17 protein-coding genes and 1 pseudogene are annotated in these 16,876 nt (G+C 39.6%); 12 read left to right on the top strand and 6 right to left on the bottom strand.

Annotation, left to right across the window (positions count from 1 at the left end):
• The first annotated feature begins 55 nt into the window (after positions 1-55).
• The 12 genes from EGN73_RS14730 to EGN73_RS14675 all read left to right on the top strand — a co-directional run bounded on the left by EGN73_RS14730 (position 56) and on the right by EGN73_RS14675 (position 12,421).
• A complete protein-coding gene (locus EGN73_RS14730; protein WP_219291415.1) occupies positions 56-622 on the top strand; it encodes a hypothetical protein in 567 nt (188 codons plus the stop codon).
• Between the two features lie 149 nt (positions 623-771).
• Positions 772-1,641, top strand: a complete 870-nt coding sequence (locus EGN73_RS14725) for a KilA-N domain-containing protein (protein WP_219291412.1) — start codon at positions 772-774, stop codon at positions 1,639-1,641.
• Between the two features lie 255 nt (positions 1,642-1,896).
• Positions 1,897-3,018, top strand: a complete 1,122-nt coding sequence (locus EGN73_RS14720) for a Fic family protein (protein ID WP_219291408.1) — start codon at positions 1,897-1,899, stop codon at positions 3,016-3,018.
• 43 nt (positions 3,019-3,061) lie between these two features.
• Positions 3,062-3,463, top strand: coding sequence for a hypothetical protein (locus EGN73_RS14715; protein ID WP_219291406.1), 402 nt, complete (start codon positions 3,062-3,064; stop codon positions 3,461-3,463).
• A gap of 201 nt (positions 3,464-3,664) precedes the next feature.
• The gene (locus tag EGN73_RS14710) at positions 3,665-3,901 is read left to right on the top strand and encodes a hypothetical protein (RefSeq protein WP_246611598.1); all 237 of its coding nucleotides are present in this window, start codon (positions 3,665-3,667) and stop codon (positions 3,899-3,901) included.
• Positions 3,902-3,907: 6 nt separating this feature from the next.
• Positions 3,908-4,282 (top strand): hypothetical protein, encoded by a 375-nt coding sequence (locus tag EGN73_RS14705; protein WP_219291403.1) that lies wholly within the window; start codon positions 3,908-3,910, stop codon positions 4,280-4,282.
• A 153-nt stretch (positions 4,283-4,435) separates the two neighbouring features.
• Positions 4,436-5,749 carry a gluconate:H+ symporter gene (locus tag EGN73_RS14700; RefSeq protein ID WP_219291402.1) on the top strand — a complete coding sequence of 438 codons (1,314 nt, stop codon included), beginning with the start codon at positions 4,436-4,438 and terminating at the stop codon, positions 5,747-5,749.
• 24 nt (positions 5,750-5,773) lie between these two features.
• Positions 5,774-6,238: a RidA family protein gene (locus EGN73_RS14695; protein ID WP_219291398.1), complete on the top strand. Its 465-nt coding sequence runs from the start codon at positions 5,774-5,776 to the stop codon at positions 6,236-6,238.
• Positions 6,239-6,442: 204 nt separating this feature from the next.
• Positions 6,443-7,516: a dipeptidase gene (locus EGN73_RS14690; RefSeq protein WP_219291395.1), complete on the top strand. Its 1,074-nt coding sequence runs from the start codon at positions 6,443-6,445 to the stop codon at positions 7,514-7,516.
• Positions 7,517-7,909: 393 nt separating this feature from the next.
• A complete protein-coding gene (locus EGN73_RS14685; protein WP_219291392.1) occupies positions 7,910-10,453 on the top strand; it encodes a DUF7133 domain-containing protein in 2,544 nt (847 codons plus the stop codon).
• A 26-nt stretch (positions 10,454-10,479) separates the two neighbouring features.
• Positions 10,480-11,589, top strand: a complete 1,110-nt coding sequence (locus tag EGN73_RS14680) for a sugar phosphate isomerase/epimerase family protein (protein WP_343207116.1) — start codon at positions 10,480-10,482, stop codon at positions 11,587-11,589.
• A gap of 40 nt (positions 11,590-11,629) precedes the next feature.
• On the top strand, positions 11,630-12,421 hold the full coding sequence (locus EGN73_RS14675) for an SDR family NAD(P)-dependent oxidoreductase (RefSeq protein WP_219291389.1): 792 nt from the start codon (positions 11,630-11,632) through the stop codon (positions 12,419-12,421).
• A 38-nt stretch (positions 12,422-12,459) separates the two neighbouring features.
• Here the strand turns inward: EGN73_RS14675 and EGN73_RS14670 are convergent, their stop codons facing one another.
• The 6 genes and pseudogenes from EGN73_RS14670 to EGN73_RS14645 all read right to left on the bottom strand — a co-directional run.
• The gene (locus EGN73_RS14670) at positions 12,460-13,788 is read right to left on the bottom strand and encodes a GntP family permease (protein ID WP_219291386.1); all 1,329 of its coding nucleotides are present in this window, start codon (positions 13,786-13,788) and stop codon (positions 12,460-12,462) included.
• A gap of 297 nt (positions 13,789-14,085) precedes the next feature.
• Entirely contained in the window at positions 14,086-14,436 is a 351-nt protein-coding gene (locus tag EGN73_RS14665) for a hypothetical protein (RefSeq protein WP_009033869.1), read from the bottom strand.
• Between the two features lie 89 nt (positions 14,437-14,525).
• On the bottom strand, positions 14,526-14,915 hold the full coding sequence (locus EGN73_RS14660) for a helix-turn-helix domain-containing protein (RefSeq protein WP_219291378.1): 390 nt from the start codon (positions 14,913-14,915) through the stop codon (positions 14,526-14,528).
• A 22-nt stretch (positions 14,916-14,937) separates the two neighbouring features.
• The gene (locus tag EGN73_RS14655) at positions 14,938-15,243 is read right to left on the bottom strand and encodes a type II toxin-antitoxin system HigB family toxin (protein WP_219291375.1); all 306 of its coding nucleotides are present in this window, start codon (positions 15,241-15,243) and stop codon (positions 14,938-14,940) included.
• 81 nt (positions 15,244-15,324) lie between these two features.
• Entirely contained in the window at positions 15,325-16,491 is a 1,167-nt protein-coding gene (locus EGN73_RS14650; RefSeq protein WP_219292280.1) for an ApeA N-terminal domain 1-containing protein, read from the bottom strand.
• Positions 16,492-16,665: 174 nt separating this feature from the next.
• Positions 16,666-16,876: pseudogene (locus EGN73_RS14645) on the bottom strand (transposase); the annotation flags it as partial.

Here is a 16,876-nt window from a genome sequence, read left to right as displayed (position 1 = left end):
GAAGTCCAAACCACCGTTCTTTTTTACTTGGCCGCTAAACATTGGATATCTAATAATGGTGACAGTTTTAATCTATCAAGGAAGTAAAGGTGATTTAGGCTTTGCAATAGTTGGCCCCTTAATTCTAACCATTGGTTTTTTGACCATGAAACTATTCATTTATGCGAATTTATTTAAACCATATAATGCAGGTGGACAAGCAATCAAAGAATTAAAAGGTGAAAAAACAGAAGTTTTAGAAAATGTATGCGTTTACATAAAAGGTTTTGACCTATTTGACCAAAAGAATTCCTTTCCCCCAAACATCCGAAAGACTATTTACGATTTTGACAAAGCTGACCTGGTTCTGACAGAACAATCAATGGTTTTAATGGGGAAAAGTGAAAAATTTGGTGGAGAAGCATACGCCTATCCTGTAGAGATTTTAATTGATAAATCATGGCTGACAAGTTTACCAAAGGCACAAATTAAAAATTGGGAACAAAACAATAATAGTATTAATATCCAAATAGAAGATTATCAATACAAAAATCCGATTAAAATTGACTTCAAAGATAAAACTGAAGAAATAAAGCGTTGGCTAACAGCACCTACACACAAGCAGGGGGTTGGTGGCTCGTAGGACAGAAAAGTGGTAAATTTGAAGTTCAGTTCTTCGTAGGAAGTTCAGTGGTAAAATGCCCTGCCTGCGTGTAGCTGCCGACCGTTAGCGTGTATTGTAAAAACTACCTAACATCCAAAATTATGCTATTTTTAGAAAAAACTTTTTGTATGGCAAAAACATCTAAAATAGAAGTAGATAAGAAATCCATTTCCATAATTGAACAGAATAGTGAAGATTATATCTGCCTAACAGATATGGTGAGGGGTGAGGAAGGTGAAGACTATATTAGAAACTGGATGCGCAACAGAAATACAGTTGAGTTTATCGGACTTTGGGAAACTTTACACAACCCTGATTTTAAACCTGTCGAATTCGACACCTTTAGAAAACAGGCAGGACTCAACAGTTTTAACTTAACACCTAGAAAATGGATTGAGGCGACTAATGCTATCGGTATTTTTTCAAAATCAGGCAGGTATGGCGGGACTTATGCCCATAAAGACATAGCTTTTGAATTTGGCTCATGGATAAGTCCCATGTTCAAACTACTACTTATCAAGGAGTTTCAACGACTAAAAGAAATTGAGACAAATCAATATAACTTGGAATGGAATGTGAAAAGAATATTGACAAAAACCAATTATCACATTCATACTGAAGCAATCAAAAATCACATTATTCCAGATAAAAACTATTTGAAAGATAAGGAATGGCTGGCTTATGCAGAAGAAGCAGACTTATTAAATGTAGCCCTTTTTGGTTGTACGGCAAAGGATTGGAGGGAAGCGAATAAAGAACATTCGGAAAAAGGGTTAAACATAAGAGATTTCGCAAGTATCAATGAATTGGTTGTGTTATCAAACCTTGAAAATGTGAATGCTATCTTAATTGAGAGAAAAGAGAATAAGGAAGATAGGTTCATTCAACTAAGGAAAATAGCAAAATCACAATTGGCTACCCTTGATGACAACGATTTTATAAAATCGATAAAAAAACTTTCAGAGACAACCTATTTAGATGCAGGTAAGAAGAAATAAACAACAAAACGCTAACATCACCTATGAGCAAGCGGGCAGGGAATGCTAAATTGAAAGTGATTACCTTTATAAACCTTGGTCGTGGCGGAAAGTGAATCGGGTTTTAATGCCCGCCTGCTCTTAGCCTTGACCGTTAGCAGCAAGCAAAAGAAACGATATTGCAACGATTAACAAAGATATTTGATGCAAAACAAGCGACGATTAATTTTGATTTGCGACGAATAAGGGTTATTTTCGTTGCAAATAATGCATTGAATGAAAGCTTTTATACATCAAAAAGACAACTGGCCTGAATTTACCTGGAACAGTGACAATTTCTTGAGTTTGTTGAGTGAGGCAAGAAATTTACAAGGCAGACTTATTGGAAAAATGGAAACATTGGGTTTCAATTTAAGAAATGAAGCTTTGCTTGATACGTTGACTCTAGATGTATTAAAATCTTCAGAGATTGAAGGAGAATTTCTAAATCCTGACCAAGTTCGTTCCTCAATTGCACGTAGATTAGGAATGGAAATAGCAGGAACAGTTGAATCCGACAGGAATGTAGAAGGAGTAGTTGAAATGATGCTTGATGCAACGCAAAACTGCTTTACCCTATTGACAGCTGAGAGACTTTTTGACTGGCATGCAGCTCTATTTCCAACAGGTAGAAGTGGAATGCATAAAATTACAGTTGCAGACTGGAGAAAAGATACCACAGGACCTATGCAAGTTGTATCTGGAGCAATGGGTAAAAAGAAAGTTCATTTTCAGGCGCCTGATTCTGAATTGCTGGAAGAAGAAATGATCCGATTTATAGATTGGTTCAATAATAATAAAATTGACTTAGTGATTAAAGCTGCAATTGCACATTTGTGGTTTGTGACTATTCATCCTTTTGAAGATGGAAATGGGAGAATAACAAGAGCGTTAACAGACATGCTTCTTGCTCAGTCTGACAAAAGTAACCAACGTTTCTATAGCATGTCTGCTCAGATTAGAATAGAGCGGAAGCAATATTATGAGATATTGGAAAAAACTCAAAAAGGAAATTTAGATATAACCGATTGGATTGTATGGTTTTTAAACTGCTTGATAAATTCTTTGATATCAACAGATTCAATACTTACAAGAGTACTATTCAAAGCTGAGTTCTGGCAAAAACACATAGATACAGCAATAAATGATCGTCAAAGAAAATTGTTGAATAAAATAATGGATGGGTTTGAAGGGAAATTAACATCTTCAAAATGGGCGAAAATTGCAAAATGCTCAAAAGATTCTGCAGTTAGGGATATTAATGACCTAATTGAGAAAGGGATATTGCAAAAAGAAGCCGCAGGAGGAAGAAGTACAAATTACGAACTGATAGGAATGCCAGTTGGTAACAGCACCTAAGAAAACATGGGACGGATAGTGGTTTCCGCAAGGTTAGTTCTTCGTGGCTACCTTTGTAGCAGGCGGACAGGAAAGAGCTCCGAAAGCCCGCCGTCTCCAAGCTGAATCCCGTTGGCAAAAATTGAAAAAACCCATGCAAAGTAATAAAACATATCATACAATTTTTAAATTCGGATTACTAGGAATCGGAATTCTGTTTTTGGTTATTTCCGTGTTTTCATGGTTTTTGCCTCAATTGATTGTAATGAATGGGGAGTCAATTGAAAGAGATTTGGCCATAACTATAGTTTTCATTTTAATCGGGGTTTTTCTAATTATAATCTTCTTTTTGATCAAGAATAAATTTGTTTTGGCAAACATAGGGAATCAATCAATAGTAATTAAGAATGGGGAATGGGAAGAAAATGTAAACTGGCTAGATGTAGAATCTTTATCTTTAATATAGTTTGTTTATCCACCTCTTTACAGGATTAAGATAAAAGGAATTGAGAAAACGTTTTGGTTTAACACTGAAAATCACTTTGTCAATGCAGGTGGATTTACTACTGATTTAAGTGAAATGGGAGACTTGATTCAGAAAAAGAAAAGAGAGTTGGGTATTTATATTATCCAAATCTTTTGACCATCAAACCGTTAATTTCGTAAATTGGATAAAAAAAGTATGGCAAACCTCACATTAAATAACAAGGCAATAGAAAAGTATTTCGGTCTATTGAAAGGTTTAGATAATCTTTCCAAGAAAAAACTAATCATTAAATTGACCGAGTCTCTTGATATAAAAGAAGAGAAGGTGGAAATTCGGACGCTTTTTGGTGCATGGGAAGATGATAAAGATTCGGACGAAATCATAAAAGATATTAGGGAAAGCAGGGAATTCAGATAAAAAGACTTGAAAACATTCAAAGCCATTATTCTTTTTTTTATCCTCTATTCTACAATGAACCTTGCCTTTGCTATTAAACCAGATAGAGAGTATATCCGCAAACCTGACTCTCTTGGCTTGGAATATGAGGAGCTGAGGGTGAATACACCTGATGGATTTGAACTCAATACCTGGGTGTATCAAGCCAATCGGGAAAGGGATAAAAACCATGTTTTGGTATTGGCTTATCCTGACGCACTGGATATTCAAAAATTAATCCCTGCAAAATGTGAGGTTGTTTTGTTTGAAGGCGAACATCTAGGCGGATTCAATGTAGGTGATGGAGATTGGGGTGCTTATTATGTGGGGCAGATCAATGAGTTTTTAGAAAATAATTTTTAATCTGTTTTTAATGTCCGTTTAATATCCGCTTGGCATCTAGGAATTCATCCAGAAATTTGACTCTGGCAATTGACCGATTATCAATTTATTAACCTTTCCCCCAATTGATATTGATTTTATTTTTTAATTTGGTCACTCAACCCTACATAACCTATGACCATTGTTTTTGTATTGATCAGCATTGCAGTTTTGATCCTGCTGATCACTTGGCTAAAATTCAATCCTTTTATAGCATTTTTGATCTCCTCGATTTTGGCAGGCTTCCTTTTGGGCATACCTCCTGAGCAAATAGCCGGATCCATCCAAAAAGGCATCGGAGGCTTATTGGGGGACTTGGTCATCGTGATTGTAATGGGAGCGATGCTGGGTAAGCTAGTGGCAGAAAGTGGGGCAGCACAGCGTATTTCGGATACCTTAATGTCCATTTTCGGAGTGAAGAATGTCACTTGGGCCATGATGATTACCGGCCTGGTAGTAGGTATTCCATTGTTTTATAATGTCGGGTTTGTTTTATTGATACCACTTGTTTTCACTGTTTCCTACAGGTACAGGTTGCCCGCGGTGTATGTGGGGATCCCCCTATTGGCAGCGCTTTCGGTTACACATGGATTTCTGCCCCCGCACCCCTCTCCAGCAGCTCTGGTAGCCCAGTTTGAAGCTAACATGGGACTTACTTTGGCTTATGGGATATTGATAGCCATTCCGACGATTATCATTGCCGGGCCAATATTTGCCAAATTCCTGAAAAACATAGATTCCAAACCACTTGAAATCTTTCAGGCCAAAGCCAAGCCTGAAGAGGATCTACCAAGTGTTTTCAATAGTTTTTTCTCTGCTCTTTTCCCTGTCTTTTTTCTGATTGGAACTACCATCCTGACTTTGAATATGTCCGAATCCAATGTGGTATTTCCCTATATTCAGTTTGTGGGGGATCCAGGGATGGTCATGTTGATTTCTTTGCTATTGGCCACATATACCTTGGGGACCAGGATGAAATTCAGTATCCCTAAGCTTATGGATTTCTATGTGGTTGCCACGAAGGATGTAGCCATGATTTTATTGATCATTGCGGGTGCAGGTGCGCTGAAGCAGGTATTGATGGACTCAGGAGTGAGTTTGGAAATCGCAGCTGCTCTGCAAGGCTGGGATGTACACCCCTTGGTCTTGGCTTGGGTGATTACTGCCCTGATCAGGGTAGCAGTTGGATCCGCTACGGTTGCAGGACTTACTACTGCCGGTATTATTGCTCCCATTGTGAGTACTGCCGGGGTAGACCCAAATCTGCTTGTATTGTCTATTGGAGCAGGAAGTTTGATGTTCTCACATTTTAATGACGCAGGGTTTTGGTTGTACAAAGAATACTTTAACTTGAGCGTAAAGGATACCATTAAGTCATGGTCTCTGATGGAAACCTTGGTGGCTGTTGTTGGGCTGATGGGTGTGATGATATTGGATATATTTATATAATATAAAGTAAAACAAGAATAAAAGATGAAATCAGCTGAAGAGAATTTTGCCGAATTGGGATTGACATTACCGCCCCCTCCAAAACCCTTGGGAGTCTATAAGCCCTGCTTGGTAGACGGAAATTACCTTTATCTTTCGGGACATGGCACAGTAAAAGAAGACAGCACCCTGATCATTGGGAGAATTGGAGAGGATATGGATATTGAAGCTGGCAAATTGGCTGCAAGGCAGGTGGGATTGGCCATGTTGGCCACCATCAAAGCTAACCTAGGTTCACTCAACAGGGTCAAAAGGGTCATCAAAGTATTGGGAATGGTGAATGCTACCCCGGATTTTGAGCGACATCCTTATGTCATCAATGGCTGCTCGGAATTGTTTGCTGCGGTTTGGGGTCTGGAAAATGGTGTTGGAGTGCGAAGCGCAGTGGGTATGGGCAGTTTGCCAGATAACATCCCTGTAGAAATCGAAGCCATGTTTGAATTGAAATAGTTTTATGAGATGGAAGAAGGAAGTTTCTTGAAGTTTAAATTTTGGGCTTCTATTTTGTGGTTTACTGCCATTCTTTAGAATTCCTGCATACCCAAATAATTGTTTAATTTCCTCAATCCCCTTTTAACTTTATTCAAACCCCAATCTAAAATCTTCAATATTCAATCTTCAATCTTCAATCTTCAATCTTCAATCCAATCCCCCATGTTTACCATAGATGCCCACCTCGATCTCAGTATGAATGCTCTGGAATGGAACAGGGATTTGAAAAAACCTGTCTCCGAGATCAATGCCCGTGAAAAAGGCTTGACCGATAAACCGGATAGAGGACGTGCAGTTGTTTCTTTGCCCGAACTTCGAAAGGGAAATATCGGGCTGGTAGTGGCTACCCAAATTGCCAGGTATGTCGCTGAGGGCAATCCTCTTCCAGGTTGGCACTCTCCAGAACAGGCTTGGGCGCAGACACAAGGTCAATTGGCCTGGTACAAGGCTATGGAAGATGCCGGGGAAATGGTACAGATAAGGAACTTGGAAGATCTGGAAAAGCACGTACAGCTTTGGTTGCATGAATTGCCATGGAGCACCAAACCAATTGGCTATATTCTTTCTTTAGAAGGAGCAGATTCCTTGGTAAATGTTGGCTATTTGGAGAAGGCTTATGAAAGCGGGTTGAGGGCCTTGGGCTTATCCCATTACGGTCCAGGAAGGTATGCCAATGGAACAGATGCCACTGGCGAGCTTGGACCTGATGGTCCGGAATTGCTCAAGGAAATGGAAAGGCTCAACATTATTCTGGATGCGACACATCTCTGCGATGATAGTTTTTGGGAAGCCATGGATATTTTCAATGGCCATGTCTGGGCCAGTCACAACAATTGCAGAACACTGGTAGATCATAACAGGCAGTTTTCTGATGAGCAATTGAAGGTTTTGATAGAAAGGGGGGCTGTTATCGGTGGAGCGATGGACGCTTGGATGATGGTTCCTGGATGGGAAAGGGGAGTCTCAGATCCGAAAGGAATGGAATGCAACCTGGAAAAGCTTATCGATCACATGGACCATATTTGTCAGTTGGCAGGCAATGCCAATCACATTGGTATTGGGTCAGATCTTGACGGTGGCTTTGGAAGAGAGCAGTGTCCCTACGATGTAGAGACCATAGCAGATTTGCAGAAGATACCTGCCATGCTTTCCTTAAGAGGCTATACCCAAAAAGATATAGAGAATGTAATGTTTGGGAATTGGTTGAGGTTTTTAAAGAGTGCTTGGAGGGAATAGGTTACACCTTGTCACCCCGAGATTTTAAAATTGACATTTACAGAAAGGGAATGACAGTTGGTTTACTTCATCCTGAATCGGAGCTTGCGGAGATGAAAGCCTGTCCCGCAGCATTGCGGGAGATCTCCACTATTTTTTGGGAGACTCTTCCTTCGTCAGAGTGACGTACGTTTCTATCAATGGTGCCAGAGCTGGCGAAGATAAAAGCCTATCCCGCAGCATTGCGGGGGATCTCCTTCCTTTAAGTTTTTTTCTTTTGCCATCAATCAGTATTTCAGCCGTTTCTGTAATTACTGTTTGATAAAATGAAGAATATCATGCATTTTGTAGCAAAGGATAATTACAGAAAATTATCTTCTCAAAACCTACAATAACCAAAATCCCTAACGCTGAATGCGTGTATTTCGATTGATTTTAGTTTTTCCCTTTTTGGCCATTTTATTTTCTTGCAAAGAAAGTCAAGATGTGTTTGATGAAGCCAGCTCTCCCCCCAAATCCCCATGGGAAGAGCTGAAAACTTTTCAGATAGAGGAAGGCTTTGAAATTCAATTGGTAGCGAACGAACCCATGGTGCAGGATCCCATTTTTTTGACTTTTGATGAAAATAACAGGCTTTGGGTGGTGGAAATGAGGAGTTTTATGCCGGATATTGACGGTATTGGTGAAGCGCTGCCACTGGGAAGGATTTCTGTCTTGGAAGATACCAATGGAGATGGTGTTATGGACAAAAGTACCGTTTACCTTGACAGCCTGTTTATGCCGAGGGCTTTAGGGCTTTTCAAAGGAGGGGCTTTGGTCGCGGAAAACAATGCCCTATGGCTAACACATGACCTGGACGGAGATCTTAAGGCGGATACCAAGGAATTGCTTGACTCCACTTATGCCGCCAATGGCATTCCCGAACATTCTGATAATGGTCTGATGCGGGCAATGGATAATTGGTATTACAGTGCGAAATCGAAATTGAGATATAAGTTTAGAGATGGCGAATGGGAAAGAGATTTCACAGAAGCCCGGGGGCAATATGGTATCAATCAGGATGATCAAGGCAGGTTGATTTACAATTACAACTGGTCCCAACTTCATGGGGATTTGGTTCCGCCCAATTATTTTTCCAGAAACCCCAATCATCAGGTCAGTACGGGAATTGACCATGGGCTGACCTTGGATAGAAGGGTCTATCCAGTCCGGCCAAATCCGGCTGTCAATAGGGGATATATTCCCGGTACTTTAGACGAACAGGGAAAGCTTTTGGAATTCACTGCAGCTTGTTCCCCTACTGTTTTTAGAAGTACATTATTCCCTACGGAATACTATGGAAATGTTTTTGTTTGTGAGCCTGCCGGTAACCTGATAAAAAGAAATGTTGTAGAGGAAAAGGGCCTGGTGTTGGAAGCATTTGACCCTAATCCCGGAAAGGAGTTTCTTGCTTCTACCGATGAACGGTTCAGACCTGTGCATAGCACGGTAGGCCCTGACGGAGCATTATATATTGCTGACATGTACCGCGGCTTGATCCAGCATGGCTCTTATGTGACCCAGTATCTCCGTGAACAAACCCTCAATCGTGGACTTGATCTGCCAGTTCATATGGGGAGGATTTGGCGGATTGTGCCAAAAGGCTGGAAGCCCGAAAAGTTGCCAAAATACTCAGAGCTATCCGCAGAAGCCTTAATGGAAAGTTTATTTCACCCAGAAGGATGGCACAGAGACATTGCCCAGCGTCTTTTGGTAGAAAGAAATGACCCCTCTATTCTGCCAATTTTGTTAGAGAAATTTGAAAAAAGCACATCAGAAATTGGGAAGCTTCATGTAATGTGGACTTTGGAGGGAATGCAGGCATTGGATAAAGATTGGCTCTACCAATTGCTGAGTGATGGCAGCAGCCCGTTGATAAAATCCCATGCAGTAAGACTATTAGAAATTCGTTTTTCATCTTCACATGAAGAGAAATCAGCTTTGGCCAAAGAACTTAAAAGACATTCAAATAATCCTGAAGAAAAATTGGCTATTCAATTGGCTTTAAGTGCTGGGATTTTGGAAGTTGGGGATGCATTTGAAGTACTCCGGGACATAGCAAAGAAACAAAATCAAAACCCTTTATTTCAGGATGCGATTCTGAGCAGTTTACATGGAAATGAGTTTGATTTTACCATCCAACTTTTGCAAGATGAAGCTTGGGAAAAAAAGACTGAGGGTAAGGAAGTATTTTTGGAGAACTTAACAGCGGCGATTATCAAGAATAAAAACCAGAATGAAATCCGTGATTTACTGGCTATAATTGAAAAAAGTGATCCTTCATGGAAGGAAGAGGTGTTGCTCACAAGCATGGCAATCCATGCCGGAAGTGTGCAAGATGTGGGTTTTGTCAAACTCAACTCTGCTCCTATAATTTTCACTGCTGAGAATGATAGGCTAGAAATCCAGAATCTGGATAGGTTGAAAAGACTTTTTTCATGGCCAGGTTTTGACCCCGCACAGGAAGAGGGGGAAGAAATGTTGCTTTCCGCTGAAGCCTTGGTTCAATTTGCCAGAGGCAGGCAAAAATATCTGACCAGTTGTGCGGGCTGTCATGGCAATGATGGCAAGGGTGTGAATAGGATGGGGCCGCCGTTATTTGACTCAGAATGGGTGACAGGAGATGAGACCAGGTTGGCTTTGATTATTCTGCACGGAATGGAAGGCCCTCTAGAGGTGTCGGGCAAAATTTATGACGCTCCGGAGATTTTACCCGTCATGCCGTCCCATTCTACCATGGATGATGCAAGCATTGCTGCCATACTTACCTATATCAGAAATGAATGGGGAAACCAGGCAGAAGCAGTCAGCCCAAGAACTGTCGGGACTACAAGGCATCAGACCCAAGGTAGGGTTTTTCCTTGGACAGCAGAAGAGCTGAACAGACATATAGATTCAAAAAGAAAGGAAGGCCCCTAAATTTCAAATTCAATGATAGACCGAACATGATGGAGGATTCTACCGATTTTCAAAGCATGGGTTTTTCTCCAGGTAGGAGAGACTTTATCCATAAAGCTGGTATGGCGGTCTTGGCTCTAAGTAGTCCTTTACCTGATTTTTCAGAATATTTTGAAAAAGAAGCCATGGGAATTGTCGTTCATTCTTACTGGAGCAGATGGAATTCTAATGTTCAAAGCGAAAGGTTCCCGGCATTTCAAGATGCCAAACAATTGATGCTCCATTGCTACGAAATAGGAGCCGGTGGAATTCAGGTTGGGGTTGGAGCTTGGTCAGATTCTTTTGCTTATGAAATCAAATCACTCAAAGAAAAGAGGGGTATGTTTTTGGAAGGCAGTATCAGCCTCCCTCAAAATGATCAGGATTCTGAGAGGTTTGAAAATGAGGTGAAAATAGCCAAAAGTGCTGGAGTAGAGGTCTTTCGAACTGTTTGTCTAAGCGGTAGGCGTTATGAAGACTTCAAGAGCATAGAGGAATTTGAGGATTTCAAAAAGTCTTCTATAGCCGCATTGGAAAGAGCATCTAAAATTGTGGCCAAATATCAGGTAAAACTTGGGGTAGAAAACCATAAAGACTGGAAAGCTGAGGAATTGGTTGATTTGATTAAAAATTTGGACAATGACTACGTTGGAGTTACCATTGATTTTGGGAATAATTTGGCATTGATGGAAGATCCAAATGAGGTAATAGAGTTGCTAGCTCCCTATGCATTTTCCACACACATCAAGGATATGGGAATTAAAGAATATGAAAATGGTTTTCTGCTTTCAGAAGTGCCTTTAGGAGAGGGGATTGTTGATCTTAAAAAAGCTGTTGAAACTTGTAAGAAATATAATCCTGATATCAAGTTTTCTCTAGAGATGATTACCAGAGATCCGCTGGAGATACCCTGTCTTACAAAAGAATATTGGGCTACATTTCCAGAAGCTCCGGCTTCAGTCATGCTGGAAATACTGCAATTGGTAAAGGAGAAAGAGTTTGAGGGCGCCTTGCCTAAAGTCAGCCACTTGACGGGAGAACAAAAGCTAGAACTAGAAGAAAAAAATATTTTGAAGTGCTTGGCATATAGCAAAAATACATTGGGAATCGGAGCATAAGCTTTACATTAAAATCGAAATTTAATCAAATAAAAAGAACATGAACACTGAAATAGCCAATCTACCCGGAATTAAAATTTTTGATTTGAAACGCCGTCTGGCAATCATAACAGGAGGATCCAAAGGACTTGGATTGGCCATGGCTGCAGGACTTGCTTCAGCTGGTGCTGATCTGATGTTGGTGAGCAGGAATGTGGAGGAAGGTTCGGCCTCAGCCAAGGAAATTGAAGAAGCCTATGGAGTAAAAGCTATCGCTTTTGCGGGAGATGTTAGCAAAAAAGAAGATATGGAAGCCATGGCAGAAAAGGCCATGGAGACTTTTGGCCGGATCGATATTTTGATCAACAGTGCAGGAATCAATATCCGCGGGGCTATTGACGAGGTGAGTTTGGAAGATTTCCAAAAAGTGATGGATATCAATGTTACAGGAACGTGGCTTGCATGCAAGGCAGTGACTCCTTACATGAAACAGGCGGGTAAAGGAAGTATCATCAACTTGGCCAGTACATTGGGACTGGTTGGTTTGGCAAACCGTACACCTTACACTTCCAGTAAAGGAGCTGTGGTGCAAATGACCCGTGCATTGGCACTGGAATTGGCCCCCTTTAATATCACAGTCAATGCTATTTGCCCAGGACCATTTCTTACAGAAATGAACCTGCCTATTGCCGATACGGAGGAAGGAAAGAAATTTGTGGTGGGAGCCACTGCTTTGGGAAGATGGGGTGAGCTTAAAGAAATCCAGGGAGCAGCACTACTATTGGCCTCTGATGCCGGCAAATACATGGTAGGGTCAATGGTAACCGTAGACGGAGGCTGGACTGCTCGATAAGTTGAATTTAAACTCTAAAAAAATCCTATGCAGGATTTTTAGACAAACAAAGTAATCAAATAAATCAGCGAGATAGCGGTAAGAGACATGATCAAAGTCCCTAAGCTGTGGGATTGATTGCCCTGCTTGATGGTTAAGCCGGAAAGTTGGGTAACCGCCCAGAAGAAACTGTCATTGGCATGGGAAATGGCAATAGCACCTGCTCCTGTGGCCAGTACGGCAAACACACGCATGGTTTCAGAGTCGAGTCCCAGTGACCCGAGCAGCGGAGCAACAATGGATGCGGTGGTGATCATGGCTACGGTGGAGGAACCCTGGGCTGTTTTCAGTGAAAAGGCAATGATAAAGGGAAGGAAAATTCCCCAGCTGGCATTGCTCATATTGGCGCTTACCATTTCACCAATGCCGGAATTCTGCAACATTTTTCCAAACACACCCCCGGCACCCGTTATCAATATTACCGGTGCAGCTATCAAAATGGCCTCTCCAAACCATCCTGAAGCAGAGAGCAATCTTTTGTCGAATTTCTTGGGGAGCAAAAAAGTCAAAAATACACCTAAGAAAAGTGCTATGACAGGGCTTCCAATAAACTGCATAATCGTGTAGAATGAACCTTCTCCGAAGGGTTTGGAAGGATATTTGGCAATGGATGCGATTATGATCAACACCAAAGGAACTGTGATGGGCAAAAAGGATTTGAAGGCCGAGGGGAAAACCGTCCTGGCTTCCTGAGCATCTACTTTGGCAACCTGAGGCACCAAAGGTATTTTGGTGACGAATTTTTTGATAAAATAATAACTCGGAATAAGGGTAACCATACTGATCAGAAAACCCCAAAAAATCACCATCCCAAGATCTGCTTCCATAATTCCGGCGGTGGCAATGGGCCCTGGAGTGGGCGGGACCAAGCTGTGGGAGGCTGTAGCCCCCAATGCGATGGCAATGGTCGTCGCAGCATAAGGCGTCTTACTTTTCAAAGAAAGCGATTTGGAGATGGGGTTCATCATGATGAATACACTGTCTCCGAATACAGGAATTGAAAGGATATATCCACTGATCAACATGGCGGTGGTTACTGATTTTTCACCTATCCAGCGAAGGATTTTCTCGGCAATAACCAAGGCACCTCCTGTTTTTTCCAGAAATGTACCCATGATCACCCCCAGCAAAATCAACAGGCCAATACTGCCCAACACTCCTCCAAAACCTTCGGAAATCGACTGTAGGATCAGATCTCCGGGCATTCCGGCCAGAAGCCCATAAATGATGGCTGTTCCAAATAAAGCGAGGAAAGGATGGATATCAAATTTTACTATGGCAACTAGAATTATTGCCAATGCCAAAAAGATGGTCAGAATAAGTATCATGGCTGGTTACAGGGTTATTGCTAGGTTTGAAAGCAGGACTTTATCCTAAGGTCCTCGACTTCAATTTCTAAGATAATTATTCTTTTATGTGGAAGGGAATTTTTCGGCTATATTTTGAGGGATGGTTGGCAATTGATTTGGCAGTCTTATAAAAAATCAGATAATTAATTATCAAAATTGAGAAAAGCCTCAATAAATTTGATTGGATGTTTTTTTATTTGATTTTTAGCGCTTTTTCATATTCTTGGTCTGTGGTGATGGGTTTGTTCCAATTCATGGGTAAAGGATTTTCAATACTTATTCAATACTCAATAAGTATTCATTATACTGATCTTCACTTTGAAAAGTAAGCCATTTTACAAATCTAAAATCAGCATTTTTAGACTTTGAATATGAAGCCTCGACAAGCGCTAACATTTTATTAGCTTGATCACCCAAGTTCAAAAAAGAGACATCCATTTTCTGGGAAATCAAAAACTCCTTGATTTTCAAAAGCTCATGGGCTGCAGTTCTGGACAAAAATTCAATTCCTCTAAAATCTACCCTAATAATGTCTGCTTTTGAGATGTTTTCAAACGCACTTCTTACTGAACTCCTATTTTTTAGAGAGTTTAATTCTTTGAAGTCAATAATGGTTACACTATTCATACTAAAATGCATTTTTTCTATTCCACATAATCAGACCAATCAAATTTCTCTTTAAAAGTTCGAACTGGAATACGAAATAAAACGATAGATTACTTAGTCAACTCCTTAATATCATTCAATTCATAAGGCTGAATTAACACCTCTACAGGCAATCCTAAGAGATCGTGTAGGTTTCTGATCATATCTATAGTCAATGCTCGCTTAAGGTTGAGTACAAGGCTTACAGTGGTCTTACTGCCAATCGCTGGAATCAAGTCTTTATCTTTTAGCCCTTTCATTTCCATGGCTTCTTTGATGGCAGTAATTGGCTCAGGCAATGCGATAGGATAATGCTCTTTTTCATACTTGTCAATCAGCGTCACCAAAAGCTCTGCTTCCATGCCTTCAGGACTATCTGGATTGGCGTCAAATATTGAAGAGAGTCTTTTTAGCGCTTTTTCGTATTCCTGCTCCGTGGTGATGATTTTATCCCATTTCATAACTTCGATTTGATTTTACGATTTAAAACTGGTCAACTGTATTGGCATCAACTTTATCATATTCGGCATGTGTTCCGATAAATTTGATAAATACCCACTGCCTTACATAACTAATCTGGACAATTAGCCGGTATTTATTTCTTGCGATATTAAATACTATCCTATTATTTTTTACTGGATCAGCATCGGGAAAGTCTTTGACTACATCCAATGACTTGTGCCAATCAGCTCCTTTTGTAATGGATATCCATGTTTCAAGACTGGCTTTAGCATCGGGATGATTTTCATAGAAGTTTACAAGATTCCTTAAGGCTATGATGTTTTTCAATGGTTTACATTTATAAACGGTGGAAGATAAATAAAAGTTTTCAAAATGAAAACATTTAGATAGCTTTACTTAATTACATATTTATTCGAGTATATAGTTTTGATCTTTGAAAATATGCCAATGAACATGACCATGTAACCTTTCTGTTATAATATTTGATGGTATACCAAGATGATCTAATAACACTAAATCATTTATTAATTCGATTCTTTTTGAATAAGCACCTAATAAATTTTTAGGAATAATGTTTGAATCATTTTCAATGGAAAAAAGATTATAGTGAGCGAAATGATTCCGAGTCCCAACTATTTTATTAATAAATTTTTTTTCATCAGGAATTAAATCATTCGCTATTTCAGGTATTCTTGATAGGAATGATTTGATTTTTGCTTTTAGCTTATCTTCTTTTTCACAGTTTTTAATATTATTGGTATCTTTTTTATCTTTAAAAAATATTTTATAAAACATTTCTAACCCTTGTATCGAATTCATAAAAACTTCTCTTTTATTTACTAAATTCCTAGATTTTGAGATTCTATAATATTCGATGATTGCGTCCCTATTTTCATAAAATACCTCTAGCCAGTTTGAAATTAAATCATCTGAAAAGCCTAAGAAGCTATTCATGTCAAGAAGGATATTTCTTTTATTTAATGTTGAATAGTTCCATTTAATTTTATTCTCAAACACAAATATTTCATTTGATAAAGGATCATCATTGGTTTTTAAAAAGGAATTTTCGATTCCTGCTTCAACATTTAGAATTAGCTGAAAAAGCAACTTTAAAGCTTCTCTAAGTTCAAGCGCTTTATTTATATCTACGTTATTCTTGAAAAAAATAGATATTTTAGGAATTGGGTTAATATATGCGCTATTAACTTCTTGAATTGGGTAACTAATTGAATGGCCTAATGATATTTTGTAATTTTCAGAATCGAAAAAAATAATTTCTTGAGGTATTTTAATACTTACATCCAATTCAAAACTTTCGCTTTTCTTTTTTCTAACAGATACAGGCCTCAAATCAGCCCAATCCTCTAAATATTGATTTTTACAAGTTAAACCTTCTATTATTTTTTCATCGCAACTGATGTGATCCCCTTTCAAAAGTACTTCGGCAATTAATCCAATTTTAGAAATACCTGTGCCAGTCCTTGATGATTCTAATTTAACATTATAAACCGTAAAGAACTTGCCATCTTCTAATTTTCCAAATAAGTAGGGCTTCTTGGAAAATTCCTCCGGAATTAGAAAGTAGGGTTGAAACTAAATCCTACTTTCTTTTTTTATGTATAAGACCCTTGATCCAGGAGTCAATTTAGGGTTGAAAAAGTACAATTAACGGTCAGGTATTGTATGAAAATGACCTGGATTTTCCGTATGGGCACACCTATCCCATAAAGTTGCTTTTTGGATGCTTTTCTAGGCTGCTTTTTGCTTAGTTGGACTTTCTTTGGCTTTCCTTCTTTTAGCGATCAGAACAGCGTTGGCCGTCATAATACCAAAAAAAATCATCAGCTTCTCCCTCTTTTCCCCTTTGACCTTGATTTTACCCAGACCGTAAAAGTTTTTGTTTGTTCCAAAAACACCTTCCATAACAGTGGCCCTCTGTTTGGATATTTCCGAGCTCAGG

The organism is Arthrospiribacter ruber, from assembly GCF_019343195.1.
GTDB classification, from domain to species: domain Bacteria; phylum Bacteroidota; class Bacteroidia; order Cytophagales; family Cyclobacteriaceae; genus Arthrospiribacter; species Arthrospiribacter ruber.
The sequence above is the reverse complement of the archived record's forward strand: the minus strand, read 5'-3'. Positions and strand labels throughout refer to the sequence as shown.

Bases quoted from the DNA above. Each gene is read 5' to 3' on its own strand.
- EGN73_RS14725 (WP_219291412.1), top strand. From the start codon at position 772: ATGGCAAAAACATCTAAAATAGAAGTAGATAAGAAATCCATTTCCATA.
- EGN73_RS14670 (WP_219291386.1), bottom strand. From the start codon at position 13,788: ATGATACTTATTCTGACCATCTTTTTGGCATTGGCAATAATTCTAGTT.
- EGN73_RS14720 (WP_219291408.1), top strand. From the start codon at position 1,897: ATGAAAGCTTTTATACATCAAAAAGACAACTGGCCTGAATTTACCTGG.
- EGN73_RS14660 (WP_219291378.1), bottom strand. From the start codon at position 14,915: ATGAAATGGGATAAAATCATCACCACGGAGCAGGAATACGAAAAAGCG.
- EGN73_RS14675 (WP_219291389.1), top strand. From the start codon at position 11,630: ATGAACACTGAAATAGCCAATCTACCCGGAATTAAAATTTTTGATTTG.
- EGN73_RS14685 (WP_219291392.1), top strand. From the start codon at position 7,910: ATGCGTGTATTTCGATTGATTTTAGTTTTTCCCTTTTTGGCCATTTTA.
- EGN73_RS14665 (WP_009033869.1), bottom strand. From the start codon at position 14,436: ATGAATAGTGTAACCATTATTGACTTCAAAGAATTAAACTCTCTAAAA.
- EGN73_RS14695 (WP_219291398.1), top strand. From the start codon at position 5,774: ATGAAATCAGCTGAAGAGAATTTTGCCGAATTGGGATTGACATTACCG.
- EGN73_RS14680 (WP_343207116.1), top strand. From the start codon at position 10,480: ATGATGGAGGATTCTACCGATTTTCAAAGCATGGGTTTTTCTCCAGGT.
- EGN73_RS14730 (WP_219291415.1), top strand. From the start codon at position 56: ATGGTGACAGTTTTAATCTATCAAGGAAGTAAAGGTGATTTAGGCTTT.
- EGN73_RS14700 (WP_219291402.1), top strand. From the start codon at position 4,436: ATGACCATTGTTTTTGTATTGATCAGCATTGCAGTTTTGATCCTGCTG.
- EGN73_RS14690 (WP_219291395.1), top strand. From the start codon at position 6,443: ATGTTTACCATAGATGCCCACCTCGATCTCAGTATGAATGCTCTGGAA.